This window comes from Bradyrhizobium daqingense (genome assembly GCF_021044685.1).
Taxonomy (GTDB): domain Bacteria; phylum Pseudomonadota; class Alphaproteobacteria; order Rhizobiales; family Xanthobacteraceae; genus Bradyrhizobium; species Bradyrhizobium daqingense.
This window is the reverse complement of the sequence record NZ_CP088014.1, coordinates 935942-961113: the sequence shown is the minus strand read 5'-3', so window position 1 is coordinate 961113 and position 25172 is coordinate 935942. Positions and strand designations below refer to the sequence as shown.

Annotated in this window: 28 protein-coding genes; 15 read left to right on the top strand and 13 right to left on the bottom strand. The window is 63.7% G+C overall.

Features of this window, described 5'->3' with window-relative positions; translation table 11 throughout:
- Positions 1–11: 11 nt before the first annotated feature.
- From mnmE to hemJ, 3 genes are all read right to left on the bottom strand, one after another.
- A complete protein-coding gene (mnmE, locus tag LPJ38_RS04420) occupies positions 12–1367 on the bottom strand; it encodes a tRNA uridine-5-carboxymethylaminomethyl(34) synthesis GTPase MnmE (RefSeq protein ID WP_145630380.1) in 1356 nt (451 codons plus the stop codon).
- A 308-nt stretch (positions 1368–1675) separates the two neighbouring features.
- Positions 1676–2941, bottom strand: a complete 1266-nt coding sequence (gene rho / locus LPJ38_RS04415; RefSeq protein ID WP_011083462.1) for a transcription termination factor Rho — start codon at positions 2939–2941, stop codon at positions 1676–1678.
- 248 nt (positions 2942–3189) lie between these two features.
- Entirely contained in the window at positions 3190–3624 is a 435-nt protein-coding gene (hemJ, locus tag LPJ38_RS04410; protein ID WP_145630381.1) for a protoporphyrinogen oxidase HemJ, read from the bottom strand.
- Between the two features lie 455 nt (positions 3625–4079).
- Between hemJ and LPJ38_RS04405 the strand changes: the two genes are divergently transcribed.
- The 4 genes from LPJ38_RS04405 to dnaQ are packed head-to-tail and all read left to right on the top strand — an operon-like array spanning position 4080 to position 6934.
- Entirely contained in the window at positions 4080–4919 is an 840-nt protein-coding gene (locus LPJ38_RS04405) for a pyruvate, water dikinase regulatory protein (protein WP_145630383.1), read from the top strand.
- An 8-nt stretch (positions 4920–4927) separates the two neighbouring features.
- A complete protein-coding gene (locus LPJ38_RS04400; protein WP_145630384.1) occupies positions 4928–5536 on the top strand; it encodes a Maf family nucleotide pyrophosphatase in 609 nt (202 codons plus the stop codon).
- Positions 5537–5559: 23 nt separating this feature from the next.
- A complete protein-coding gene (coaE, locus tag LPJ38_RS04395) occupies positions 5560–6159 on the top strand; it encodes a dephospho-CoA kinase (RefSeq protein WP_145630385.1) in 600 nt (199 codons plus the stop codon).
- A gap of 46 nt (positions 6160–6205) precedes the next feature.
- The gene (gene dnaQ / locus LPJ38_RS04390; protein WP_145630386.1) at positions 6206–6934 is read left to right on the top strand and encodes a DNA polymerase III subunit epsilon; all 729 of its coding nucleotides are present in this window, start codon (positions 6206–6208) and stop codon (positions 6932–6934) included.
- On the opposite strand, the gene secB is transcribed toward dnaQ, so the two are convergent.
- Entirely contained in the window at positions 6925–7410 is a 486-nt protein-coding gene (gene secB, locus LPJ38_RS04385; RefSeq protein WP_008539662.1) for a protein-export chaperone SecB, read from the bottom strand. The genes dnaQ and secB overlap by 10 nt on opposite strands.
- 407 nt (positions 7411–7817) lie before the next feature.
- On the opposite strand from secB, the gene LPJ38_RS04380 reads away from it, so the two are divergent.
- The 3 genes from LPJ38_RS04380 to LPJ38_RS04370 are packed head-to-tail and all read left to right on the top strand — an operon-like array spanning position 7818 to position 10664.
- Positions 7818–8513 (top strand): Tim44/TimA family putative adaptor protein, encoded by a 696-nt coding sequence (locus LPJ38_RS04380; RefSeq protein WP_145630387.1) that lies wholly within the window; start codon positions 7818–7820, stop codon positions 8511–8513.
- Complete coding sequence (gene mltA / locus LPJ38_RS04375; protein ID WP_145630388.1) at positions 8491–10077, top strand: murein transglycosylase A; 1587 nt, start codon at positions 8491–8493, stop codon at positions 10075–10077. Before LPJ38_RS04380 ends, mltA begins: the two co-directional genes overlap by 23 nt.
- Complete coding sequence (locus LPJ38_RS04370; RefSeq protein ID WP_145630389.1) at positions 10074–10664, top strand: Smr/MutS family protein; 591 nt, start codon at positions 10074–10076, stop codon at positions 10662–10664. Before mltA ends, LPJ38_RS04370 begins: the two co-directional genes overlap by 4 nt.
- A 58-nt stretch (positions 10665–10722) precedes the next feature.
- On the opposite strand, the gene LPJ38_RS04365 is transcribed toward LPJ38_RS04370, so the two are convergent.
- From LPJ38_RS04365 to hslV, 5 genes are all read right to left on the bottom strand, one after another.
- Entirely contained in the window at positions 10723–11847 is a 1125-nt protein-coding gene (locus tag LPJ38_RS04365) for a hypothetical protein (protein WP_145630390.1), read from the bottom strand.
- Between the two features lie 222 nt (positions 11848–12069).
- Positions 12070–13374, bottom strand: a complete 1305-nt coding sequence (gene hslU, locus LPJ38_RS04360; protein WP_145630391.1) for an ATP-dependent protease ATPase subunit HslU — start codon at positions 13372–13374, stop codon at positions 12070–12072.
- Positions 13375–13423: 49 nt separating this feature from the next.
- Positions 13424–14041: a DUF2585 domain-containing protein gene (locus tag LPJ38_RS04355; protein WP_145630392.1), complete on the bottom strand. Its 618-nt coding sequence runs from the start codon at positions 14039–14041 to the stop codon at positions 13424–13426.
- A complete protein-coding gene (locus tag LPJ38_RS04350) occupies positions 14038–14520 on the bottom strand; it encodes a GNAT family N-acetyltransferase (protein ID WP_145630393.1) in 483 nt (160 codons plus the stop codon). Before LPJ38_RS04350 ends, LPJ38_RS04355 begins: the two co-directional genes overlap by 4 nt.
- A gap of 3 nt (positions 14521–14523) precedes the next feature.
- Entirely contained in the window at positions 14524–15084 is a 561-nt protein-coding gene (hslV, locus tag LPJ38_RS04345) for an ATP-dependent protease subunit HslV (protein WP_008539686.1), read from the bottom strand.
- A gap of 184 nt (positions 15085–15268) precedes the next feature.
- Between hslV and hisB the strand changes: the two genes are divergently transcribed.
- The 8 genes from hisB to LPJ38_RS04305 all read left to right on the top strand — a co-directional run bounded on the left by hisB (position 15269) and on the right by LPJ38_RS04305 (position 20343).
- The gene (gene hisB / locus LPJ38_RS04340) at positions 15269–15862 is read left to right on the top strand and encodes an imidazoleglycerol-phosphate dehydratase HisB (RefSeq protein WP_145630394.1); all 594 of its coding nucleotides are present in this window, start codon (positions 15269–15271) and stop codon (positions 15860–15862) included.
- A gap of 62 nt (positions 15863–15924) precedes the next feature.
- On the top strand, positions 15925–16455 hold the full coding sequence (locus LPJ38_RS04335; protein ID WP_145630395.1) for a DUF2628 domain-containing protein: 531 nt from the start codon (positions 15925–15927) through the stop codon (positions 16453–16455).
- The gene (gene hisH, locus LPJ38_RS04330; protein ID WP_145630396.1) at positions 16452–17102 is read left to right on the top strand and encodes an imidazole glycerol phosphate synthase subunit HisH; all 651 of its coding nucleotides are present in this window, start codon (positions 16452–16454) and stop codon (positions 17100–17102) included. Before LPJ38_RS04335 ends, hisH begins: the two co-directional genes overlap by 4 nt.
- On the top strand, positions 17090–17836 hold the full coding sequence (gene hisA / locus LPJ38_RS04325) for a 1-(5-phosphoribosyl)-5-[(5-phosphoribosylamino)methylideneamino]imidazole-4-carboxamide isomerase (RefSeq protein WP_167520340.1): 747 nt from the start codon (positions 17090–17092) through the stop codon (positions 17834–17836). The genes hisH and hisA overlap by 13 nt, the downstream gene beginning before the upstream one ends.
- Before the next feature lie 12 nt (positions 17837–17848).
- Positions 17849–18622, top strand: coding sequence for an imidazole glycerol phosphate synthase subunit HisF (gene hisF, locus LPJ38_RS04320; protein ID WP_145630398.1), 774 nt, complete (start codon positions 17849–17851; stop codon positions 18620–18622).
- Positions 18623–18701: 79 nt separating this feature from the next.
- Positions 18702–19028: a phosphoribosyl-ATP diphosphatase gene (locus LPJ38_RS04315; RefSeq protein WP_145630399.1), complete on the top strand. Its 327-nt coding sequence runs from the start codon at positions 18702–18704 to the stop codon at positions 19026–19028.
- Positions 19029–19049: 21 nt separating this feature from the next.
- On the top strand, positions 19050–20006 hold the full coding sequence (gene coaA / locus LPJ38_RS04310) for a type I pantothenate kinase (RefSeq protein ID WP_061850484.1): 957 nt from the start codon (positions 19050–19052) through the stop codon (positions 20004–20006).
- A gap of 97 nt (positions 20007–20103) precedes the next feature.
- Complete coding sequence (locus LPJ38_RS04305) at positions 20104–20343, top strand: hypothetical protein (RefSeq protein ID WP_145630400.1); 240 nt, start codon at positions 20104–20106, stop codon at positions 20341–20343.
- Between the two features lie 4 nt (positions 20344–20347).
- Here LPJ38_RS04305 and LPJ38_RS04300 read toward each other — a convergent pair whose 3' ends face one another.
- From LPJ38_RS04300 to LPJ38_RS04285, 4 genes are all read right to left on the bottom strand, one after another.
- Positions 20348–21406 (bottom strand): AI-2E family transporter, encoded by a 1059-nt coding sequence (locus LPJ38_RS04300; protein ID WP_145630401.1) that lies wholly within the window; start codon positions 21404–21406, stop codon positions 20348–20350.
- A gap of 220 nt (positions 21407–21626) precedes the next feature.
- The gene (locus tag LPJ38_RS04295; protein WP_145630402.1) at positions 21627–22256 is read right to left on the bottom strand and encodes a histidine phosphatase family protein; all 630 of its coding nucleotides are present in this window, start codon (positions 22254–22256) and stop codon (positions 21627–21629) included.
- 106 nt (positions 22257–22362) lie between these two features.
- Positions 22363–24591 (bottom strand): PAS domain-containing hybrid sensor histidine kinase/response regulator, encoded by a 2229-nt coding sequence (locus LPJ38_RS04290; protein ID WP_167520341.1) that lies wholly within the window; start codon positions 24589–24591, stop codon positions 22363–22365.
- Between the two features lie 107 nt (positions 24592–24698).
- Positions 24699–25166 carry a hypothetical protein gene (locus tag LPJ38_RS04285; protein ID WP_145630404.1) on the bottom strand — a complete coding sequence of 156 codons (468 nt, stop codon included), beginning with the start codon at positions 25164–25166 and terminating at the stop codon, positions 24699–24701.
- Between the last annotated feature and the right edge of the window lie 6 nt (positions 25167–25172).

Genomic DNA, 25172 nt, shown 5'->3' with positions numbered 1-25172 from the left:
AAGAACTAGCCTTACTTTCCGATGCAGAATTTCTGGAAGATGGCCCCAAGGACGTCCTCGACGTCCACTCGGCCGAGCAGACGGCCCAAGGCAAAGGCCCCGGCGCGCAGCTCTTCGGCGGCGAGTTCTTCGCCCTCTTCTACGAGGTCCAAACTCCGGCGCAAGCTGTCGGATGCCCGGACCAACAGGTCCCGTTGTCGGGCCCGGGTGATCACCGCGCCCTCGCTCATTGCAAAAAAATCGGCTGCATATACTACGAGCGCTTCGACCAGCTCCGGGATGCCGTCGCCCCGGCTCGCCGAGATTCCGAACTCGCCGCGAGCCTGACCGGCTCCGATCTCGCCGAGATCGATCTTGTTCCGGACGATCCAGACCGCCCCGCCCGGCCGCTCGACGTCTCCGGATTTCCGAAGCGACCGCATCGCCCCGGGATCTGTCGGCTGGCTCCCCTCGACCAGCCACAGGACCAGGTCTGCATCCTCGGCGCGCGCACGGGCCCGGCGCACGCCTTCCTGCTCGACTGGATCATCGGTCTCGCGAATCCCGGCGGTGTCGATGACGGTGACCGGATAGCCGTCGAGGTCGAGATGCACCTCGATCACGTCACGCGTCGTGCCGGCGTATGGCGAGACGATCGCGACCTCGCGGCGCGCGAGCTGATTCATCAGCGTCGACTTGCCGACATTCGGCTCGCCGGCGATCGCAACCACCAGCCCGCCACGCAAGCGTTCCGAATGTCCCTGTGCCGCAAGGACTTTTGTGATTTCGTCGTGCAGCGCTTTGATCGCCGTGATCGCCGGTGACATCAATTCTGCGGGCACGTCGCCTTCATCGGAAAAATCGATGCCGGCCTCGATCAGCGCCGACGCCTCGATGATGCGCTCGCGCCAGTCGCGCGCGCGGTCGCCGAGCAGACCCTGCAACTGGCGCAGAGCCTGGCGGCGCTGGCGGTCGGTGTCAGCGTGGATGAGATCGTCGAGGCCCTCGGCTTCGGTGAGGTCGAGCTTGCCGTTCTCGAAGGCACGCCGCGTGAACTCACCGGGTTCGGCCGCCCGGATATTCGGAATAAGAGAAATAACGGAGAACAGCGCGGACAGCACTGCCCGGCCGCCATGGACGTGGAATTCGGCAATGTCCTCGCCCGTCGCGCTGCCCGGCCCCGGAAACCACAGCACGACGGCATCGTCGATCGGCTGCCCTGCGGGGTCGCGCAGCAGCCGACGGCTGGCCCGCCGAGGGGCAGGCAGCTTGCCGGCGAGCCTCGTCAGAACTTCATCGGCTTGCGGGCCCGAGACGCGCACCACGGCGATCGCACTGGGCGTCCGGCCGGACGACAGCGCAAAGATGGTCTGGTCGCGTGGATGCATGGCCTATTTGTCCAGCTCCCGGTGAAAACGCAAACATCGTCGGCGGACCGGCGCAATTGCTGCACGAATACATGCAGCAAATGCCACTATTGCAGTGCAATATATCCGCAGCATTTTGCTGCAAGACTTCCTCACTTGGAGGAGGATTAGCTGCACAAACTTCAAGGATTATTACGAGATATCAACACATTATGGCAGAGGCACACAAAGCTCGAAGCCATCCTTCATGCTGCATATCTGGCGCAGCAAAGCTGCACAAAAGAAAAGGGCGCCCCGAAGGCGCCCTTGGATGATTTACTGCACCGCACTCAGGTATTCATGGAGTCGAAGAACTCCGAATTGCTCTTGGTCGAGCGCAGCTTGTCGAGCAGGAAGTCGATCGCGTCCATCGTGCCCATCGGATTGAGGATGCGGCGGAGCACGTACATCTTCTTGAGCACCTGCGGATCGGTGATGAGCTCCTCCTTGCGGGTGCCGGAGCGCGAGATGTCGATCGCCGGGAAGGTGCGCTTGTCCGAGACCTTGCGGTCCAGGATCAGTTCCGAGTTACCGGTGCCCTTAAACTCTTCGAAGATGACTTCGTCCATGCGGCTGCCGGTATCGACCAGGGCGGTCGCGATGATCGTCAGCGAGCCGCCCTCCTCGATGTTACGGGCCGCACCGAAGAAGCGCTTCGGGCGCTGCAGCGCGTTGGCGTCGACACCGCCGGTCAGCACCTTGCCGGATGACGGCACCACGGTGTTGTAGGCACGGCCGAGGCGCGTGATCGAATCGAGCAGGATGACGACATCGCGGCCATGCTCGACCAGGCGCTTCGCCTTTTCGATCACCATCTCGGCGACCTGGACGTGGCGCACCGCCGGCTCGTCGAAGGTCGAGGACACGACCTCGCCCTTCACCGAGCGCTGCATGTCCGTGACTTCTTCCGGACGCTCGTCGATCAACAGCACGATCAGATAGCATTCGGGATGATTGTGCGTGATCGAGTGCGCGATGTTCTGCATCAGCACGGTCTTGCCGGTGCGCGGCGGCGCCACGATCAGCGCGCGCTGGCCCTTGCCGATGGGCGCGACGATGTCGATCACGCGTGCAGAAAGGTCTTTCCGCGTCGGATCGTCGATTTCCATACGGAAGCGCTGATTCGGAAACAGCGGCGTGAGGTTGTCGAAATTGACCTTGTGCTTGGCCTTTTCCGGATCCTCGAAATTGAGCGTGTTGACCTTCAGCAGCGCGAAATAGCGTTCGCCCTCTTTCGGGCTGCGGATATGGCCTTCGATGGTATCGCCGGTGCGCAGGCCGAAGCGGCGGATCTGCGAGGGCGAAACGTAGATGTCGTCCGGGCCCGGCAGATAATTCGCATCGGGCGAGCGCAGGAAGCCGAAGCCGTCCGAGAGCACCTCGACGACGCCTTCGCCGACGATATCGGTCTCGGCCAGCGACAACTGCTTGAGGATGGCGAAGAGCAGCTCCTGCTTGCGCATGGTGCTGGCATTCTCGACCCCGTTCTCTTCCGCGAACGAGACCAGCTCGGCCGGGGTTTTCGACTTGAGGTCCTGAAGTTTAATTTCCCGCATTGGGGTGGTCCTGTGGGGTAACCTTGGAAGGGGGGTGCGAGGTGGCTCTGAAATGCGGACGTGAGCAGGTAGGTCCGCAGGTCTGGCAAGGTTAAGTGCCGGAGAGGCTTCAAACCTGATGCGGTGTCCGGCTTTTGAAAAGCTCAGACACAACCACATCCGCCTGCGTTGGGTGGGATGGACATAATATAGAAAATCGCTTCCCGCTCCGCAAGCCGAAGCGCTGAGCGGATGGTCGCAAGCCCTGCCTAGAACGGCTTCACGATCACCATGATGACGATGAAAATCATCAGGACGGTCGGCACCTCATTGATAATCCGATAGAATTTCTGGGTTCGCGGGCGCCGGTCGGCGGCGAAATCCTTCAGCCAGCGGGAAAAAAAGCCGTGGACCGCAGACATGGCGAGGACCAGTGCCAGTTTTACGTGCAGCCAGCCGAACGAAAACCAATGGCCAGACCAGGCGAGATAAAGCCCGGCGAGCCAGGTGACGATCATGGCGGGGTTGATGATGGCCTTGAGCAGCCGCCGTTCCATGACCTTGAACGTCTCGGACTGTTTCGAGCCGATTTCGGCTTCCGAGTGATAAACGAAGAGCCGCGGCAGATAGAGCATGCCGGCCATCCAGGAGATGACCGCGATCACGTGGATCGCCTTGATCCAGAGATAGACGTCTTCGAACATTTTCTGCGCCCGGAATGCATGCCCAAAAGGAACTGGGGATAGTAAGAACTCGTTAAGGTCTCACCGTGCACACATATCTGTCCGTAGAGCCTTCCTCAAATCTAGAATCTTAGATTCTTAAGGTTTGAGTCTGAGTGACCGTGGATTGGACTCACGCAATTCCGTCCGTGACTTCACGCGCACTTGTTCACATCCATCAACATATCCTTTGTGAACCCCTGCCGTTCGGATAAGTCACCGAGCCTCAAGGGCTTGCACCGGCCTGTCGGCAGCTTATCAAGACACTTGTCCGCGCAATCCCGCTTCCGTGGCGGAGGGCGGGCAAACTTGTTCTGACGGGCAGCGGTGTGAAGAAAATTGGCACTTGTCCCGTCCCTGGTGTCGCACATCCCTTTCCAAGGGGTTAAGCTCCACAGAAATCCACAATCTGCCCCGCCGCCATACAAAGAGTTTCTGTGCCGACCTCGAACAATTATTTCCACCTGCACCTCGTCTCCGACTCCACCGGTGAAACGCTCATCACCGTGGCGCGGGCGGTCGCGGCCCAATACGCCAATGTGACGCCGGTCGAGCACGTCTATCCGCTGGTGCGCAGCCAGAAGCAGCTCGACCGCGTGCTCGACGAGATCGAGGAGGCGCCGGGAATCGTGCTGTTCACGCTGCTGGAGAAGGATCTGGTTTCCAGGCTCGAGAACAAGTGCAAGGAGATCAACGTCCCGAGCCTGTCGATCATCGGCCCGGTGATGCAGCTGTTCGAAGCTTATCTTGGTGCGGCAACCACTGGGCGCGTCGGTGCCCAGCACGTGCTCAATGCGGAATATTTCAAGCGCATCGATGCGCTGAACTATACGATGATCCACGACGACGGCCAGCATGTCGAAGGCCTCGACGAGGCCGATGTCGTGCTAGTGGGCGTGTCCCGCACGTCGAAGACACCGACGTCGATCTACCTCGCTAATCGCGGCATTCGCACTGCGAATGTGCCGCTGGTTCCGGGCATTCCGGTGCCCTCGCAGCTGGAGACGCTAACGCGGCCGCTGGTCGTCAGCCTGCATGCGACGCCGGAACGGCTGATCCAGATTCGGCAGAACCGCCTGCTCTCCATGGGCGCCGATTCCGGCAGCGACAGCTATATCGACAAGCAGTCGGTTACCGAGGAGGTCGCATTCGCGCGCAAGCTGAGCGCCAAGCATGATTGGCCGCTGCTCGACGTCACGCGCCGCTCGATCGAGGAAACCGCGGCGGCGATCATGAAGCTCTACAGCGACCGCCAGCGCAACCGGCCCTCCGAGTAGTTGCGGCGATGGGTCTCTGGCGCGGCAAGTTTCCGTTGATCCTGGCCTCGCAGAGCAGCGCGCGGAAGATGCTGCTGGCGAATGCCGGGCTCGAATTCAAGGCGATCACGGCCGACATTGACGAGCGCGGCATTCAGGCCGCATCGAAGCTTTCGAACCCGCGCGAGATCGGCTTGCTGCTGGCGCGCGAAAAAGCCAGAGCCGTCTCGGCGCATCATCCCCGTAGCTACGTGATCGGTGCCGACCAGACGCTGGCGCTTGGTGACCGCCTCTTCAACAAGCCTGCAGACCGCGATCAGGCAATGGCGCAGCTGCGCGATCTCGCCGGCAACAGCCACGAGCTGAATTCGGCGGTGGCGATCGCGCATGACGGCAAGATTGTCTTCGAAGATGTTTCGATTGCACGCATGACCATGCGGCAGATGACCGATGCGGAGCTCTCAGCCTATCTCGATGCGGCCGGCGACGTGGTCACGACCAGCGTCGGGGCCTATCAGCTCGAAGGCCTCGGCATCCATTTGTTCGAGCGCATCGAAGGCGACCATTTCACCGTTCTCGGCCTGCCGCTGCTGCCGCTGCTTGCGTTCCTGCGTCGCGAGCGGCTAGTTGCGGTGTGAACGACAGAGATGGCTGGGCTTTGATGCGGATACTTGGACTGACCGGCTCGATCGGGATGGGCAAATCCACCACCGCGAAATTGTTCGCGGAAGCCGGCGTGCCGGTCTACGATGCCGATGCCTCCGTCCATCAATTGTATGAGGGAGAAGCCGCGCCGGCGATCGAGGCGGCGTTCCCCGGCACCATTGCGAACGGCAAGGTCGACCGGGCAAAGCTGTCGGCGCGGGTCGTGCACGATCCGGCTGCGATCAAGCAGCTCGAGCAGATCGTCCATCCGATGCTCGGCGCGTCCCGGCAGAAGTTCTTTGCCGATGCGGAAGCCGCCAAGGCGCCGGTCGTGGTGCTGGATATTCCGCTGCTGTTCGAGACCGGCGGCGAGACACGCGTCGATGCTGTGGTCGTGGTCTCGACCTCGCCGGAACTTCAGCGCGAGCGGGTCTTGGCGCGCGGCACGATGGACCAGGCGAAGCTCGACGCCATCATCGCCAAGCAGATGCCCGACGCTGAAAAGCGCAAGCGCGCCGATTTCGTGGTGGATACCTCACACGGGCTCGAGCCGGTGCGTGCGCAAATCAAGCACATCCTGGCCGAGGTCGTTAAGATGCCGCAGCGGCGGGCCTGATTCGCCGCGTGCACACGGCTTCTTAGATCACACGGCTTCGTAGATCATGCGTGAAATCGTCCTCGACACCGAAACCACCGGCCTCGACCCGCTTCGCGGCGATCGCCTGGTCGAAATCGGCTGTGTCGAGATATTCAACCGCATGCCGACCGGTCAGACCTATCACGTCTATATCAATCCTGAGCGGGACATGCCGGCAGAGGCCTTTGCGGTGCACGGGCTGTCGGCCGAATTCCTGTCGACCAAGCCGCTGTTCCACGAGGTGGTCGACGCCTTCCTGGAATTCATCGGCGATGCGCCGCTGGTGATCCACAACGCCTCCTTCGACATCAGCTTCATCAATGCCGAGCTCGACCGCATCAAGCGCGCGGCGATCCCGCGCGAACGGCTGGTCGATACGCTGCTGCTGGCCCGGCGCAAGCATCCCGGCGTGTCAAACCGGCTCGACGATCTCTGCTCGCGCTATTCGATCGACAATTCACACCGCACCAAGCACGGTGCATTGCTCGACGCCGAGCTTCTGGCCGAGGTCTATGTCGATCTGGTCGGAGCGCGGCAGTCGCAGCTGCTGCTGGCCTCGGAAAACGAGGAGATTCGCGTCAATAGCGTCGGCGAAGCGCCGCGGCGGCAGCGCCTGGTGCCGCTCGCGCCGCGGATTTCCGATGCCGAGCGCGAGGCCCATCGAGCCTTCATCGCAACGCTCGGCGACAAGGCGATCTGGAACGAGTACCTTCCTGCTCCCGCTCCAGCAGCCGTGGCGGCCGGTCAGGCCTGACCGGCTTGGCCCTGAGCGGCCATTTGCCGCTCCATGTTCTGGCGATACAGACCAACGAAGTCGACCGGGTCCAGCATCAGCGGCGGGAACCCGCCGTCGCGCACGGCGGTCGCAATGATTTCGCGGGCGAACGGGAACAGCAGGCGCGGGCACTCGATCATGACCAGCGGATGCAAATTCTCCTGCGGCACATTAGCGATGCGGAATACGCCGGCATAGGCGAGCTCGAACGAGAACATCACCTTGCCCGCGGCCTCGGCCTTGCCTTCGACCGACAACGTCACCTCAAACTCCTGTTCGCTGAGGTTGTTGGCGCTGACATTGATCTGGATGTTGATCTGGGGCGGCTGGCTCTGCTGCTGGAGCGAGCTCGGCGCGTTCGGATTTTCGAACGAGAGGTCCTTGGTATATTGCGCCAGCACGTTCAGCTGGGGAGCCTGGGCCGCCTCGGGAGGGGTGCCGTTACCGTTGGTCATGAAAGTCTCTCCTTACCCGATTTGGGCTGAATTTCGCGGCGGTTGGCTAACATAGGGCCGCCTCGTTCCACAAGGACGAACGGCTCCGGTAGCCCTATCCGGGCCGCGCCTGCAACTATGACGTTCAACCCGGCCTTTTGCCGAAATCGCGCCTTAAACGATTGAATATGCGCGATTTCCGGGCAGGATCGGGTTTCCCCTTAAGCATAAAACGCGCTACACTCCGCGCTGTGCCAAAAGGCGCCATTGGCCGGGCGAGATTTCGTGCCTACATCCCACGGACCAGACGCGCGGACCTCAATGGTGATGTAGACTTGCCGCTCCCGTATGGAACGGTTGACTGGCCGGATTGATTTTCCCGGCAACGACCTGAAGACCCAGAGCAAAGACCAGAAAGCGAATACGACGTGGACATCTACACTATCATCTTCCTGGCGCTGGCGGTCTTTATCTTTCTGCGGCTGCGCAGCGTGCTGGGGCAGCGCACCGGCAACGAGCGGCCGCCGTTCAACCGCGACGCCCTCCAGGGCGCCCAAGACAAGAACGTCGTGACCATGCCGGGCAAGGTGATTGACCAAGCCCCGCTGGCGCCGGCGGCTGAGCCGACCCCGCCCGCCGACCGCTGGAAGGGGCTGACCGAGCCTGGTACCCCGCTCGCGCAGGGTCTCGACGCCATTGTCGAGAAGGATTCCAGCTTCGATCCGCGTCATTTCATCTCGGGTGCTCGCGGCGCCTATGAGATGATCGTGCTTGCCTTCGCCAATGGCGATCGCCGCGCGCTGCGCGACCTGTTGTCGTCGGAGGTCTATGAGAGCTTCGACGCCGCGATCAAGGAGCGCGAGAAGAACGAGCAGAAGACCGAGACGCGTTTCGTCTCGATCGACAAGGCCGAGCTCGTCGGCGCCGAGGTGCGTGATCGCAACGCCCAGCTCACCGTGCGCTTCGTCTCGCAGATGATCTCCGCCACCCGCGACAAGGCCGGCAACATCGTCGACGGCAGCGCCGACACGGTCGCCGACATCACAGACATCTGGACTTTCGCCCGCGACATCTCCTCTCGCGATCCGAACTGGAAGCTGGTTGGCACCGGAAGCGCGAATTAAGACTGTCCTGAAGACCAGCGCGGCGGCGCTTTGCGCAGGTGTCGTCGCGCTGTCGTCGTTTTCGCTCGGAGCCGAGGCGGCGCGCCGCCATCATCGCAGCCACCACCATCATCTCCCGCGTTTGCCCGCCGCCCCGGCGCGGGCCTTGCCCTATCCGCAGCTTCCCTTGCCGTTTGAGATTGCCGGCGCGCAATATCTACCTGTGACCTGGGCGGACGTGAAGGGCTGGAGCGAGGACAATCATCTCGCCGCCTACAAGACCTTCCGTGGGAGCTGCCGGACGATCAACGCGCAGACCGGCATATCCGAACCGAAGGCTTTGGCCGGCTCGCTGAACGAGCCGTGCCGGCTCGCCAAATCGCTCGAGCTCAGCGACGATGCGAAGGCCAAAAGCTTCTTCGAGCAGAATTTTGCGCCGTTGCGCATCTCCCGCCTCGGCGAGCCCGACGGTTTCGTCACCGGCTATTACGAGCCGGTGCTGGAGGGATCGCGCACGCAGACCGAAATCTACAACGTTCCGGTCTATCGCCGTCCGTCCAATCTGTTCGTGCGCGGCTACAAGCAGGACACGCTCAGCCTGCCCAACAAGGGCCCGGTCTATCGCAAGATCGGTCGCCGCAAGCTCGTACCCTATTACGACCGCGGCGAGATCGAGGACGGCAAGATCGCCGGCCGTGGGCTGGAGATCGCCTGGCTGAAGGACCCCACCGATCTGTTGTTTGCGCAGATCCAGGGCTCGGCGAAGATCAAGTTCGAGGACGGCAGCTCGGTTCGGCTCAACTACGACGCCTATAACGGCTATCCCTACACCGCCGTCGGTCGCATCCTGATCGAGCGCGGCATCATCCCGCGGGAGGAGATGTCGATGCAGAAGATCAGGGAATGGATGACGCAGAATCCTGATGGCGCCAAGGAGCTGCGCCGCGCGAACCGCGCCTACATCTTCTTCCGCGAGGTCAACCTCTCCGACAAGGAGGAGGCGGTGGGCGCGCAGGGCATTCCGCTGACGGCCGGCCGTTCGATCGCGGTCGACAAAGCGCTGCACGTCTATGGCACGCCCTTCTTCATCGAGGGCGAGCTGCCGATCGAATCCGAACGGTCCAAGACACCATTTCGCCGGCTGATGATCGCGCAGGACACCGGCTCGGCCATCATCGGCCCCGCCCGCGCCGATCTCTTCTTTGGCGCTGGCCAAGAGGCCGGCCGCGTCTCCGGGCGGCTGCGCCACCCCATGCAATTCGTGATGCTGGTGCCGAAGAGCCTCGATCCCAGTCTACGGGCCGCTAGGCTGCCGGTGCCGGATCCGCGGCCCTCGCAGAAGATCGCCAAGCTGTTTCCGCAAACCGATCCGGCCAAGGATTCTGACAAGGATCCGAAGAACCCAGCGGCCGCAGTGAAGCCGGCTGAACCCAACAAGGCTGCTGCGACCTCGACTGCCACGGCACAAGACAAGGATGCCGCCGTCGCGGTGGCGAACCCAGTGCCGCTGCCCGAGCCGCGTCCCAACATCAAGCCCGACCGCGAACAGCGCAAGCGCGTGAATCCTCGATCCGATCAGCAATGAAGCGATCGTCCCGTCCGCCCGTGCTGGAGCCTCGCCCCTCGCCGCGCCGCCGCGCGCTGAGCGAGGAGGATCGCGAGCTTTGGGACCTCGTCGCAAAACAGGTCAAGCCGCTGCGGAAGCACCGTGTGGTGAAGGCGCAGCCGCCGCCGCGCAGCGAGCCGGCAACGATCGCTCCGGTCGCGCGACCCGCGCCATCGCCGCGGCCGATGGCTGCCGCGCCGGCGCCGCGTGCCACGAAGCCCGTGATGCCGCCATTGGCGCCACTCGGCAAGCGCGAGCGGACAAAGCTGTCGCGCGGGCGCAGCGAGATCGACGCGCGGCTCGATTTGCACGGCATGACCCAGATGCGCGCCCATCGCGCGCTGACAGGATTCCTGCACCGCGCCCATCACGAAGGCCTGACCTTTGTGCTCGTTATCACCGGCAAGGGCCGCAGCGGTGGCGAGAGCGGTGTGCTCCGCCGCCAGGTGCCGGAATGGCTCAGCCTGCCTGAATTCCGCGCTTTCGTTGTCGGCTTCGAGGAAGCCGCTATCGGCCATGGCGGCGAGGGCGCGCTGTATGTGCGGATCCGCCGGGCGAGAGGGTAGCAGCACGAGGCGTGCGGCTTCCATTGCCTCTCCCGCTTGCGGGAGAGGGAGGCACCTTCTAAAACGGCCGGATGATTCCGACGCGGGGAATCAAAGTGATGATCACGCCGAAGATGTTCGTCGCGCGATCATCGGTCGGTATCAGCGCCGTCTCACGTTTGGCCGGCAACATCTTCACCGCATGCAGGATCAGGAACATGCAGACCGCCCAGTTCGAGATCCAGCGCGAATAGTCGAACACCATCGCGAACATCACGAGATAGGCAAGGCTGATGCCGATCAGCGCCGCGATCACGAGGCGGCGGTGGGCTTCGCTCGCGAGCGCGCCGATCAGGCGCGCAAGATAGCGCCACAGCGGCGTGTGCAGCCAGATCAGCAGGGCGAACACCGGCACGCCGAGGATGTTGTGCGGCAGACGTCCCCAGGTATCCGCAATCTCCTTCGCCAGCGGCTGGTACCAGATGTAGCTGAATTGCAGCAGGTCGGTCCGCGCAGGATCGGCCATCCGGGTCTTCAGATACGCGACGAAATCCGCCTCGGGGATCGGCATCGTTCCCAGGAACTGGGCCGCGAAGAACAATGCAGAGACGGCGGCGAGGGCGACAATGCCGAACGCAACGTTGACGCGATTGCAGCCGCACGCCAGGTAATGCCTGATCACGACGATGGTGATGATCGTCGGCACATACATCAAAAGATGGATGTGATGGATCAGCACCAGAATGATCGCGAACAGCGCGGCCGCCGCCACGAACAGCAGCGAGCCCGCCGGCATCAGCAGCAGCACGATCGCCAGCGCGCAGCCATAGATGTCGAAATGGCCGAGCGTGTGCATGAAATTCTTCAGGAAGAACGGTGAGCCCGCGGTGAAGACGAACACCGGCAGCGTCGCCGCGGTGAAGCCGAACGTCTTCCGGAACAGTCTTGCATAGAGCCCGAGCGTCACGAGCCATGTCGCGCCGCCGAGCGCGAACACCAGCCAGACCGGCACCTTCTCCATGAACAGTGCGACGATCGCCCCGATCAGCGCGCGCTTGATGAAGCCGAAATGGTAATCGACGACGAGGTGGATATAGGGGACGTAAGGCGGCAGCTGGATCTTGTGGACGAACACGCCGACGAGGACGGCGGCGTTGACCGCGAGCAGCAGGCGCCAGGGGTTTTGCCAGATATTAGCGGGCACGCGGCACCCAGCGGGCGTCAACCCTTGCCGTCGTCTCGGACAAGCGAACTCTTGGCAACGCGTAGCGTTGTCCAAAGTGAGCGCCGATCCGGGACCCATAACCAGAGGTGGTTATGTGCGGCAGAGCTGGAGCTGCTATCTGTTTCAACAAGGACCGCCGGTGTTTATGGGTCCCGGCTTTCGCCGGGACGACGCCGGAATGAATAGCGCGGCCTTGGTGAATTACAAAATGAACCGGCTCAGATCCGCGTTCTTGGCGAGATCGCCGACATGTTTCTGCACGTAATCGGCATCGACCCGGACGGTCTCGCCGTTGCGGTCGGGGGCGGTGAAGGAGATCTCGTCCAGCACCCGCTCCATCACGGTCTGCAGTCGCCGCGCGCCGATGTTCTCGACGGTGGAATTGACGGCGACCGCGACGTCGGCCAGCGCGTCGATGGCGCTATCCGTGATGTCGAGCGTCACGCCCTCGGTCTGCATCAGCGCGACATATTGCTTGATCAGCGAGGCCTCGGGCTCGGTGAGGATGCGGCGCATGTCGTCGCGGGTCAGCGCCTGCAGCTCGACGCGGATCGGCAGGCGGCCCTGCAATTCCGGCAACAGGTCGGACGGTTTTGCGACGTGGAAGGCGCCGGAGGCGATGAACAGGATGTGGTCGGTCTTCACCGCGCCGTGCTTGGTCGAGACCGACGTGCCCTCGATCAGCGGCAGGAGATCGCGCTGCACGCCCTCGCGTGAGACGTCGCCGCCGACGCGGCCGTCGCGGGCGCAGATCTTGTCGATCTCGTCCAGGAAGACGATGCCGTTGTTCTCGACCGCACTGATCGCCTCCAGCGTGAGCTGCTCGGTGTCGAGCAGCTTGTCGGATTCCTCGTTGACGAGGATCTCGTGCGAGCCCTCCACCGTCAGCCGCCGCGTCTTGCTTCGGCCCCCTAACTTGCCGAAGATGTCGCCGATCGAGATCGCGCCCATCTGCGCGCCCGGCATGCCCGGGATTTCGAACATCGGCATGCCGCCGCCGGACGACTGCGTCTCGATCTCGATTTCCTTGTCGTTGAGCTCGCCGGCGCGCAACTTCTTGCGGAAGGATTCCCGCGTCGCGGACGAGGCATTGGCACCGACCAGCGCATCGAGCACGCGCTCCTCGGCGGCGAGCTGCGCCCGCGCCTGGACGTCCTTGCGCTTGCGCTCGCGCACCTGGGCAATCGCGACCTCGACGAGATCGCGCACGATCTGCTCGACGTCGCGGCCGACATAGCCGACCTCGGTGAACTTGGTCGCTTCCACCTTCAGGAATGGCGCATTCGCCAGTTTTGCCAATCGCCGCGCGATTTCCGTCTTGCCGACGCCGGTCGGGCCGATCATCAGAATGTTCTTCGGCAGCACCTCCTCGCGCAACGAGCCGGTGAGCTGCTGGCGCCGCCAGCGGTTGCGCAGCGCGATCGAGACCGCACGCTTGGCATCGGCCTGGCCGACGATGAAACGGTCGAGTTCGGAGACGATTTCGCGGGGGGAGAAGTCTGTCATGTCTGCTTAGCTAGGGCGGGAGGCGGCCTAGGACAAGCCGCATTTTATCTCAGATGATCGGCGGGCCCGATTGCCATTGCTTCACGGCGTCGATCGGATGGATCAGCATCAGAATATTCAGCGTCAGATTGTCGCGAATGTGAAGCGCCAGTACGATCTCGAAGGCGAGTCCAAGCAGGACGGTCGCGCTGACGGGGAGCGCGCGTGCGGCTAGGAACCCCAGGATCATGGCCAGATTGTCGGAGACCGAGTTGACGATGCTGTCGCCGTAATAGTCGAGCGAGATCGTGCCTGCGCGGTAGCGCTCGATGATGAACGGCGAATTTTCGACGATCTCCCAGCTGCCTTCGATCAGCATCGCGGCGATCAGCCTTGCCGGCCAGGAGAGATGGAGGAACGGCAGGCGCACGAACAGCAGCCAGGTCAGGCCGTAGAACAGGAAGCCATGCAACACGTGCGAGAAAGTGTACCAGTCCGCGATGTGCTGGGAGTTTTCTGAGCTGTTCACCACACCGTGCCACAGCTTGATGGTGCCGCAGGTGCAGATCGGCACGCGTCCCATTGCGAACAGGATCGCGGCCTGCAGCGCCAGCAGAACCAGCGCGATGCCGGCCCAGCCGAGCGGCGGAAATGCGGTCTTGACGGTGGGGGTTGCTGCGAGCGTCATGGCTCTCGGATCATCAGGAGTGCGGGGCCATCAGACGTGACGATCTCGTGCTGCGCCACGAATCCGGCCTTCTCATAGGCCCGAATGGCGCGCGGATTGGCGGGGCTGGGGTCGATCACGATGCGTGGCACGCCGCGCGCAAAGAGCTGGTCGATGAAGGCACGGATGAAAGCCGAGCCGTGGCCGCATCCGAGCATGTCGGCCTCGCCGATGAACTGATCGAGGCCGCGTGTGCCGACCGGCTGCGGGCCGAAGCTGACATGCCAATCGCCGATCTGGTAGCACTGGAGATAGGCGAAGGGCCGATCGTTGTGGCTGACGATGAACTGGGCCAGATCCGGATGATCGAGATCGCCCCCGACGAACTCAAGCGTCTCCGGATCATGCCACCATTCGGCGACATGCGGCGCGTCCAGCCAGCGCCGGATCAGTGGCATGTCGGCCGCGGTCATCGGGCGGAAGGTGTAGGAGGGCGCCATGGCCTATCCCGTCGCCAGGCTCTCGATCGTCAGATTCCGATTGGTGTAGACGCAGATGTCGGCGGCGATGTCGAGGGAGCGGCGGACGATGGTCTCGGCGTCCTTGTCGGTGTCGAGCAGGGCCCGGGCTGCCGCCAGCGCGTAATTGCCGCCGGAGCCGATCGCCATGACGCCGGCCTCGGGCTCGAGCACGTCGCCCGTGCCCGTCAGCACCAGGGAAACGTCCTTGTCGGCGACGATCATCATGGCCTCGAGCCGTCGCAGATAGCGGTCGGTACGCCAGTCCTTGGCGAGCTCCACCGCGGCGCGGGTCAGCTGCCCCGGATATTGCTCCAGCTTGGATTCCAGCCGCTCGAACAGCGTGAAGGCGTCGGCGGTGGCGCCGGCGAAGCCGCCGATGACGTCGCCCTTGCCGAGCTTGCGGACCTTCTTGGCATTGGACTTGATCACGGTCTGGCCGATCGAGACCTGCCCGTCGCCGCCGACCACCACCTTGCCGGCCTTGCGGACCGTCAAAATCGTGGTGCCGTGCCAACCCGGTGAGCTGTTCTGGGAATCCTGCATGAACGATCCTCGTTGTCGGCCTGATTTAGGCGGTCCGAGCGGGGCGCACAACGGGCCGCTCCGGGCCTAATTCGCTCACCATAGGCAGAAGTAGAGGCCCGGCCAGCCGTTCCCGCAGTAGCGAAGGCGTCATTTGGCTGTTAAGAGACTGGCGTTTCAGGCCAAACCCCAGCGAAAGCCTTCAATGCGCACCGCGACGATCAAGCGCAAGACCAAGGAAACCGACATCGAGGTCTCCCTGAACCTCGATGGATCAGGCGTGGCCAATATCGCCACCGGCATCGGTTTTTTCGACCACATGCTCGATCTCCTCGCCCGCCATTCCCGCATCGACCTCACGGTCAAGGCGGTGGGCGACCTGCACATTGATCATCACCATACCACCGAAGATACCGGCATCGCGCTCGGCCAGGCGGTCAAGCAGGCCCTCGGCAACATGGCGGGCATCACCCGCTATGCCGGCGTGCACATGCCCATGGACGAGACGCTGACGCGCGTGGTCATCGACATCTCCGGCCGCCCCTTCCTGGTGTTCCAGGCCGCGTTTCCCCGCGACAAGATCGGCGAGTTCGACACCGAACTGGTGCGCGAGTGGTTCCAGGCCTTCGCCATCAATGCCGGCGTGACTCTCCACGTCGAGACCCTATATGGCGATAACAGCCACCATATCGCCGAGTCTTGCTTCAAGGGTCTGGCGCGGGCGCTGCGCACCGCCGTCGCGATCGATCCGAAGGCTGCGGGCGAGATCCCGTCCACCAAGGGCTCGCTCGGCGGCTGACATCCCGGCCGCCGGCGCGCGCCGCTTGCGGTATCACTGAATTTAGAGAACGGGGCATCACCATGCCTGTCTACACAGTTCATGCTCCCTCTCCTGCCGGAGCCGATCTGCGCGCGACCGACAGATTCGTCTTCGTGCGCGACGGCTTTCATTTCTGGGCGATGATCTTCGGCCCGCTCTGGCTGCTGTGGAACCGGCTCTGGCTGGCGCTGCTCGGCTGGCTGGTTGTCGTGATTGCGTTCAATGTCGCCCTGTCCAGCCTTGGGGTCGGACGCAGCTCGATCTTCTACGCCAATGTCATCGTCGCGATCTTGATGGGCCTCGAGGCCTCGAGTTTGCGCCGCTGGACCTTGTCGCGCGGCAAGTGGCGGCAGCTCGACGTCGTGATCGCCGACAAGGAGGACGCGGCCGAGCACCGCTTCTTCGAGCGCTGGAGCCAGAAGCAGCAGGGCATCGCTGGCGATCAATGGGCCGTCGATCGCGGCGGGCCGCCGCCGACCCGCAGCGTGCCGGGTCAGCAGTTCTCGAACCCGCCGCCCATTCCGGCCGGCGGCATCATCGGGTTGTTTCCAGAACCGGGAGGGTCAAGATGAGCGTCGCCATCATCGATTACGGTTCCGGCAATCTGCATTCCGCCGCCAAGGCCTTCGAGCGCGCCGCACGCAGCCTGGAGAGCCCGCAAAAGGTGTTTGTCACCAGCGATCCGGACCAGGCTTACGAGGCAGACCGTCTGGTGCTGCCGGGCGTCGGCGCCTTCGCTGATTGCCGGCGCGGCCTCGACGCCGTCAACGGCATGGTCGAGGCGATCACGGAAGCGGTGCGCGTCAAGGCGCGGCCGTTCTTCGGCATCTGCGTCGGCATGCAGCTGATGGCGAGCCGCGGCAAGGAGCACGTCACGACGGACGGCCTGAACTGGATCGGCGGCGATGTCGAGAAGATTACGCCGCGCGACGAGAGCCTGAAGATTCCGCACATGGGCTGGAACACGCTCGAGGTGCTGCGCGAGCACCCAGTGCTGAACAAGCTGCCGCTCGGTCCCAAGGGGCAGCACGCCTATTTCGTGCACTCCTATCACCTCAATCCCGCCAACGAGGCGGACGTGCTCGCGCGGGCCGATTACGGCGGTCCCGTCACCGCGATCGTGGCGAAAGACACCGCCATCGGCACGCAATTCCACCCGGAGAAGAGCCAGCGCTTCGGGCTGGCCCTGATCTCGAACTTCTTGCGATGGAAACCGTGATCCTCTTTCCCGCCATCGACCTCAAGAACGGCCAGTGCGTGCGCCTCGAGCAAGGCGACATGGCGCGCGCGACCGTGTTCAACCTCAATCCCGCGGCGCAAGCGCAGAGCTTTGCCGAGCAGGGTTTCGAGTATCTCCACGTCGTCGACCTCGACGGCGCCTTTGCCGGCAAGCCGGTGAACGCACAGGCCGTCGAGGCGATGCTGAAGACGATCAGGATTCCGGTGCAGCTCGGCGGCGGCATTCGCGATCTCGCCACGGTGGAAGCCTGGCTCGACAAGGGCATCAGCCGCGTCATCATCGGCACTGCCGCGGTGCGCGACCCCGAATTGGTGAAAAGCGCCGCCAGGAAATTCCCCGGCCGCGTGGCCGTCGGGCTCGATGCGCGCGACGGCAAGGTCGCCGTCGAAGGCTGGGCCGAGACCTCGCAGGTCACAGTGCTGGAAATCGCACAGCGGTTCGAGGATGCCGGCGTCGCCGCCATCATCTTCACCGACATCGCGCGCGATGGCCTGCTCAAGGGCCTGAACCTCGATGCCACGATTGCGCTGGCTGACGCCATCTCGATCCCCGTGATCGCCTCCGGCGGCCTGGCCTCGATCGAAGATGTGAAGGCGATGCTGACGCCGCGTGCGAAAAAGCTCGCCGGCGCGATCGCCGGCCGCGCGCTCTATGACGGCCGGCTCGATCCCGCAGCCGCCCTCACCTTGATCCGCAACGCCCGCGCCGCCTAGGAGACAGATCCGATGTTCAAGGTGCGCGTGATCCCCTGCCTCGACGTCAAGGACGGACGGGTCGTCAAGGGCGTCAACTTCGTCGATCTGCGCGATGCGGGCGATCCCGTCGAGGCGGCGATCGCCTATGACGCCGCCGGCGCGGACGAGCTCACCTTCCTCGACATCACCGCGACCCATGAGAACCGCGGCATCATGCTGGACGTGGTCCGGCGTACCGCGGAGGCTTGCTTCATGCCCGTCACAGTCGGCGGCGGCGTGCGCGAGGTCAACGACATCAAGACTCTGCTGCGGGCCGGCGCCGACAAGGTCTCGATCAACAGCGCCGCGGTGTCGCGGCGCGAGTTCGTCAAGGAAGCCGCCGAGAAATTCGGCGAGCAGTGCGTGGTGGTGGCGATCGACGCTAAGCGCGTCAAGCGCCCCGGCGGCGACCGCTGGGAGATCTTCACCCATGGCGGTCGCAATTCGACCGGCATCGACGCCATCGAATATGCCCAGGAGGTGGTCTCGCTCGGCGCCGGCGAAATCCTGCTCACCTCGATGGACCGCGACGGCACGAGGCAGGGCTTCGACATTCCGCTGACCCGGGCGATTGCCGACAGTGTGTCCGTTCCGGTGATCGCGTCGGGCGGCGTCGGCAATCTCGATCATCTCGTCGACGGTATCCGCGACGGCCACGCCACGGCGGTGCTGGCTGCCTCGATCTTCCATTTCGGGGAATTCACCATCCGTGAAGCCAAGGAGCACATGGCCCGGCGCGGGCTGCCTATGCGCCTCGATGCCTGACGACTCCCATTCATAAAAGTGCTACACGAGCTGGTGGGGACCGGCTCATGCGGCCGGGGGCGTTTTCCGAGTATCTTGTATGCCGCGTTTCACGATCCACGATCTGGCCGAGACCATTGATGCCCGCGCGGCCTCCGGTGGCGAGGCCTCCTATACCCGCAAGCTTCTGGACAAGGGCGCCGAGCATTGCGCCAAGAAGTTCGGCGAGGAAGCAGTCGAAACCGTAATCGCAGCAGTCGAAAACGATCGCGCGCATCTGATCGCTGAGAGTGCCGACCTGCTCTACCATTTCCTTGTGTTGCTCAAGGCCCGCGGCGTAAAGCTGGAGGAGGTCGAGGCCGTGCTGGACAAGCGGACGTCGATGTCAGGGTTGGAAGAAAAGGCGTCGCGCAAGAGCGGCAACTAGCCGAGGTGGAGAGGTTGCGTCATGGATATCCGCGCACCCGAGCAGCAGTATAATCCGTACCGCGTCTATACGCGCGAAGAGTGGTCGCGGCTGCGCGACGACACGCCGATGACGCTTGAGCCGGGCGAGTTCGACCGGCTGCGCTCGCTGCACGATCGCCTGGACTTGCAGGAGGTCGAGGACATCTATCTCCCCTTGTCGCGCCTTTTGTCGATCTATGTCGACGCCATGCAGCGCCTGTATTACGCCGAGCGTCAGTTCCTCAACATTCGGGACCGCAAGGTGCCCTACATCATCGGCGTCGCCGGCTCGGTCGCCGTCGGAAAATCCACCACGGCCCGTGTGCTCCAGGCATTGCTGGCGCGCTGGTCGCCGCGGCCGAAGGTCGAGCTGATCACGACCGACGGATTTCTCTATCCCAATGCGGTGCTCGAGCGGCAGGGCATCATGCAGAAGAAGGGTTTTCCGGAGAGCTACGACCTGCCGCTGCTGCTCAGCTTCCTCTCCGACATCAAGTCCGGCCGCCGCAACGTGCGCGCGCCGGTCTATTCGCATCTGACCTACGATATTGTGCCGGGCCAGTGGGCCGAGGTCGATCAGCCCGACATCCTGATCGTCGAAGGCGTCAACGTGCTGCAAACCGGCAAGCTGCCGCGCGACGGCAAGGCGGTGCCCGTCGTCTCCGACTTCTTCGACTTCTCGGTCTATATCGACGCCGACGAGGCGGCGCTGCGGCAATGGTACATCAAGCGCTTCCTGGCGCTGCGCGACACCGCGTTCACCAATCCAAAATCCTATTTCAATCGCTACGCGCTGCTCTCCGACGAGGAGGCCACTGCCACCGCGATCGCGATCTGGGAGCGCACCAACCTCGCCAATCTCGAGGACAACATCCTGCCGACCCGCCCCCGCGCGACGCTGATCCTGAAGAAGGGCGCCGACCACACGGTGGAGAGCGTGGCGCTCAGGCGTCTCTGATCGCGCCGGGAACGCGGGCTGATTTGACTAGGTATCTTTTGTTGCAGACCCGCACCTGGTAATCCGCTATTCCTTGGAAAACGGCGGGAAAGGCACCATGGTCGATCGTCTCAGAAGTGCGGCGGAGCAGCTCGAAGCGCCGATCTGCCCGGACTGCCACATCGAGATGAAGTGGTTCCGCTCCGAGCTGCTCGCGGACGAGCCCACCCCGATCATCGCGCACCTCTTCGTCTGCCCGCATTGCAAGCGTGCGTCTCGGGCAGAGACTATCTTTAAGGGAGCCCAAGTGCCGCCTGACAAGCTCTCGGCGCCGCGGTTCATTGCCTATGCCGCATAGGAGGTCACTTCCGGATCTCCTGTTGCGTCTTCGAACCGACGTAGATCTGCCATACCGTTAGAAACATCGCGGCGACCAGCGGGCCGATGACGAAGCCGTTCGCGCCAAACGCGGCAAGCCCGCCCAGGGTGGCAAGCAGCACGACATAGCTCGGCATCTGAATGGACTGGCCGACCAGGATCGGGCGGAGAAAATTGTCCGCAAGACCGATCACGAAGGTGCCGAAAGCAAGCAGGATGAGTCCCTTCGTGACCGAACCTGCCACCAGCAGGTAGAGCGCGGCCGGAACCCACACCAACGCGGAGCCCAGCACGGGCAGCAGCGAGAGCAGCGCCATGAGCGCGCCGAACAGCAGGGGCGCCGTCAGGCCGAGCAGCCAGAAGATCAGCCCACCCAGCGCTCCCTGAATCAGGGCAACGAGAACGATCCCCTTGATCGTCCCGCGAACCGCGAGGGTGAACGCATGGAGAATTTCGGCGGTGTGGCGCGGCCGCAGCGGAAGTGCGTCGCGGATGCGTCGATTGAGCTCGTCACCGTCTCGCAGCAGAAAAAACAGCAGGTACAACATCACGAACAGGCTTGCGACGAACTCCAGCGTCACCTGACCGATGTTGAGCGCATGTCCGGCCAGCTGCTGGCCGGCCGGGACGACCAGATTGGACAGGCGTTCTTTCACGTACGAAAGGTCGATGGCGCCCAGGCGATCCAACAAGGAAGTCGCCCAGTCCGGTAACGCCGATTTCAGCTGCTGCAGCGGATGAGCGAAACTGATCTCCCCGCTCTGAACGCGTTGATACAGCTCGCCGCCCTGGTCGATGAGCGAGGCGATGACGATCGCCACGGGAATCAGGACCATGACGATCACGACGACGACCGTGAACAAGGCTGCAAGATTGTCTCTGCCCGGGAGGGCTTCCAGCGTGCGCCGATAGAGCGGTGCGAAGATGATCGCCAGCAATATGGCCCATAGCAATGCACCGGAGAACGGCCAAAGCACCCAGGCGAACGCAACCGAAATCGCGGCAAGCAGGATGAGGAATGAGCGGTCTTCCGATGTCTTCACGTATTCGCCAGCCTTTCAGTCGCCGATCCCAGACCTCGATATCACAGGATCGTGGCGCCGCAGCAAGTCAGGCCGGACCATGCGTTCGTGCACCTCTAAGGCCGGCCTTCCCAGGCAGACCGGCCTTAGGGTTATTCGTCAGAACGATGTTGCGCCGATCTGGATCCACAAAGTCCGGACTTTCCTTCGGGCCGGCAGTCCGGCGCGAATGCCCGGTCTCTTACTTGCCGGCCTTCGCGCCCCAATCGGCGAGCTTGATGCGGCCTGCAAAGGTAGCGGAGCCGGAGGTGCTGGCCTTGTAGACGAAGGCTTCGCCCTCCTGTACGTCGCCGGCCTCCTTGCCGAAGGCGTCCGCGATGTTGGTCTTGTGGGTGACCAGGACGGTATTGGTGCCTGGCTTCGGCGGCGCATCGACGAGCTGCCGCACGGCCTGGCCCGCCTTCGCGTTGGTACCCGTCGGGTTCGCCATTCCCGACGCACTAGCGTTGCTGCTGTCCGTCAGCGCATCGACCGGCTTGACGTCGCGTCCCGAGATCAGCTTGCCGGCCTCGACCGCGCGGTTCAGCCGGCTGGTGTAGATATCGCCGATCGGGATCGTGAGATCCTTGAGCGCCGCCCCGATCTGGCGCGCCATGTCCCTGCCCTTCTCGCTGAGCTGGCGCTGCGCGCTCATGTCGTCGAACTTGAAAGGAAAAACATCCTTTTGGCTGTCGTCAGTCGCGGTGTGACGGAAGATCAGCACGTAACCGCCCTGCTTGAGCGATGTGATGAGTTCCGCCGTATCGGCCGCGGCATGCCGGGAAATTCCAGCGAAGAAAACAATGAGTGCGAGGCGGCAAAGCACGTTCATGCGCAAAGTCCTTCGTTGCAAAAAACGCCCCCGCATATGGTGACGTGCAACGGGACCGATTTCAATTGTCGATTGGCCGCACGGCGGGGTTCCTTGGGCCTCTTGATCAGACGGCCAGGTGTCGGGACGCGGCGAGGCCGGCCAGTGCCTCGTTCAGTTTCTCCCGGTCGAGCGGCTTGATCAGGAAGCCGTTCATTCCCGCCTCGAAGCAGGCGTAGCGATCCTCGACCAGTGTATTGGCGGTGAGCGCCAGGATCGGCGTGCGCTGGCGGCCCGTCGCCGCCTCATGGGCGCGGATGCGCTTGGTCGTCTCGATGCCGTCGAGCTGCGGCATCTGGATGTCCATCAGCACGAGATCATAGGGCGTGCCGGCCGATGACGCGGCGAGCCAGGATTCCAGCGCGGCCTCGCCGTGGATTGCGATGACGACGCGATGGCCGAGTTTCGTCAGCAGCGAGCGCATCAAGAGCGCGTTGATCTCATTGTCCTCGGCGACGAGGATCGACAGGCCTTTTGCGGGCGCAGCGTTCACGGTGGATCCTGCCAGCGGCTCCGGCGCCAGCTCGGGCGAGGCGACTTCCGGCGTCGGCGATAGGCGTGCGGCGAGCGAAGCCGCGCGCAGCGGCTTCATCAGGAAGCCGGTGAACGCCGGCGAAAACGTCTCGTGGCGCGAGCTCGACGTCAGCAGCACCAGGCGCTGCATCGCATGCGCGCGCGCGGCTTCACTAAGATGGTCGGCGATGGCGGGACCGATCGCCCGATCGATCAGCACGGCGTGCCATGCGCGTTCCGGCAACAGGGCCTCGGCGACCGCGGCATCCGCGACCATGCAGGTCTGACCGCCCCAGCGCTCCAGGCGCCGCGCGATCAGCGAGGCCTCGATGCCGTCGGCAACGAGGAGGATCGGCTTGCCCAAGAGGTCGGGGCTGGGGAATGCCGCCTGCCCGCTCGCCGTTTGGGCCGGGGCAAGCGGCACCGCGACCTCGAAGGTCGAGCCCCTGCCCGGCTCGCTCTCCAGCGTGATCCGCCCACCCATGCGCTTGACGATACGCTCGCTGATGGACAGGCCGAGCCCGGTGCCGCCATAGGTGCGTGCAACACGCTCGTCCGCCTGCTCGAATTCCTGGAAGATGCGCGACTGCGCGTCCGGCGCGATGCCGATGCCGGTGTCGCGGACCAGGACGCTGATCTCGTTCGGCCAGATCCCGGGCTCGACGATCAGCGCGACGCCGCCGCCCGCGGTGAACTTGATGGCGTTGCCGGCGAGATTGAGCAGCACCTGGCGCAGCCGCGCGGCATCGCCGACAACCTCGAGCGGCAGGCGCTCATCGATATAGGACGCGATCTCGAGGGACTTGGCCTGCGCGCGCGGCGCCAGAAGCTCGGTGATTTCCTCGACCAGCGTGGACAAAGCGAACGGACGCAGCTCGAGATCGAGCTTGCCGGCTTCGATCTTGGAATAATCGAGCAGCTCCTCGATCAGTGCCATCAAAGCTTCGCCCGAGGTTTTCACCGCCTTGGCGTAGGTCGCCTGCTCCGGTGTCAGCGTGGTGTCGAGTAAGAGGCCGCCCATGCCGATGATGCCGTTGAGCGGCGTGCGGATTTCGTGCGAGGCCATGGCGAGGAATCGCGATTTGGCGCGGTTGGCGGCATCGGCCTGGTCGCGCGCGTCGGCCAGCGCGCGTTCGGTCTCGGTGCGGTCGGTGACGTCGCGTCCGACGCTCTGCAATTCGGCGGGCTGTCCGGCATCGCGGCGGACATAGCCCTCGCGCCAGGCGATCCAGCGCGCGCCGAGCTTGGTTGCGATCCTCTGGTCGTGAATGCGCGTGCCGTTGCTTTCGCGCGCGCTGTCGCCCTGCTCAAGCACGTCGAAATCGAAACGCGTGCCGATCAGCGCGCTGCGCGCCTCTCCGGCCAGTGTGCAATAGGCGTCGTTGGCAAAGGTGATGCGGCCGTCGGTGTCGCGCAGCACGATCAGATCGCCCTGCTGCTCGAACAGGCTGCGGGCGCGCTCTTCGGCTTCCTTGAGCTCCCAATTGCGGTCGATCAGCGCCTCGTTGTGGGCGGCCAGCTTCCGCAGCCGCTTGTTGACGAAGCGCAGCCGCATGCTCAGCGTGGCAAGGCCGAGACAGGCGAGCGCGAACAGGAAGCTCGCGCCGATCGCGAACGCATTCGGATCGTAGCCGGAATTCTCGTAACGGCTGCCGGAGACGAAGCCGTAGGCTGCGCCGAACGTCGCCGTGAAGATCATGAAAGAGCGGAGCGCGAAGGCGATGCGCGGATGCTGTCGCCTGAAGCGGCGCATGCGCACCTTGATCCGGAACGTCCGACCCATCACCACCGACCCCGATTCTTGTCCGAAACGACGATGTCGTCTCGATCTTGCGAACAGTTTGAGGCTCCGGCGCCGGCTCCAAACAGGGTTGACGAAGTGTTAACGGCTCAGAGCGAGGCCGCCTGGAAGTGGCCATGGCTGCCGCGGGCGCCGACGATGAGGGCCGCCGCCTCGCGCTGTGAGAACGTCTTCGAGCGGACATAGATGCGGTAATCGGCCGGCCCGTCGGTGGAGAGATAGATCACCTGGCCGCCGTCGACGGGCTGCGCGGCGATCGAAATCAGGCGTCTCACCGGACCGGCCTGGCAGCTGTCCGCTTCCGAGCCGGGACCGTCGTCGACAACGACGAAGTCCGCAGCATCCGCATTGTCGGTGATCTGAACCCGCACGGTGGCCTGCGCGGGATCGTCGGTGAAGGCGACATGCGTGCCGGCGGTCCAGAACAGGGAGGTGAGCTCGACCGAGGTGTCGCCGAAGGCGACGCAGGGATGCGAGACCGATCCGATCTCGGCGCGGGCGAACACAGCTGCCGCCAGCAGGGGGACAACGGAGGCCAGAATCTTGAAACGCAACATGACACT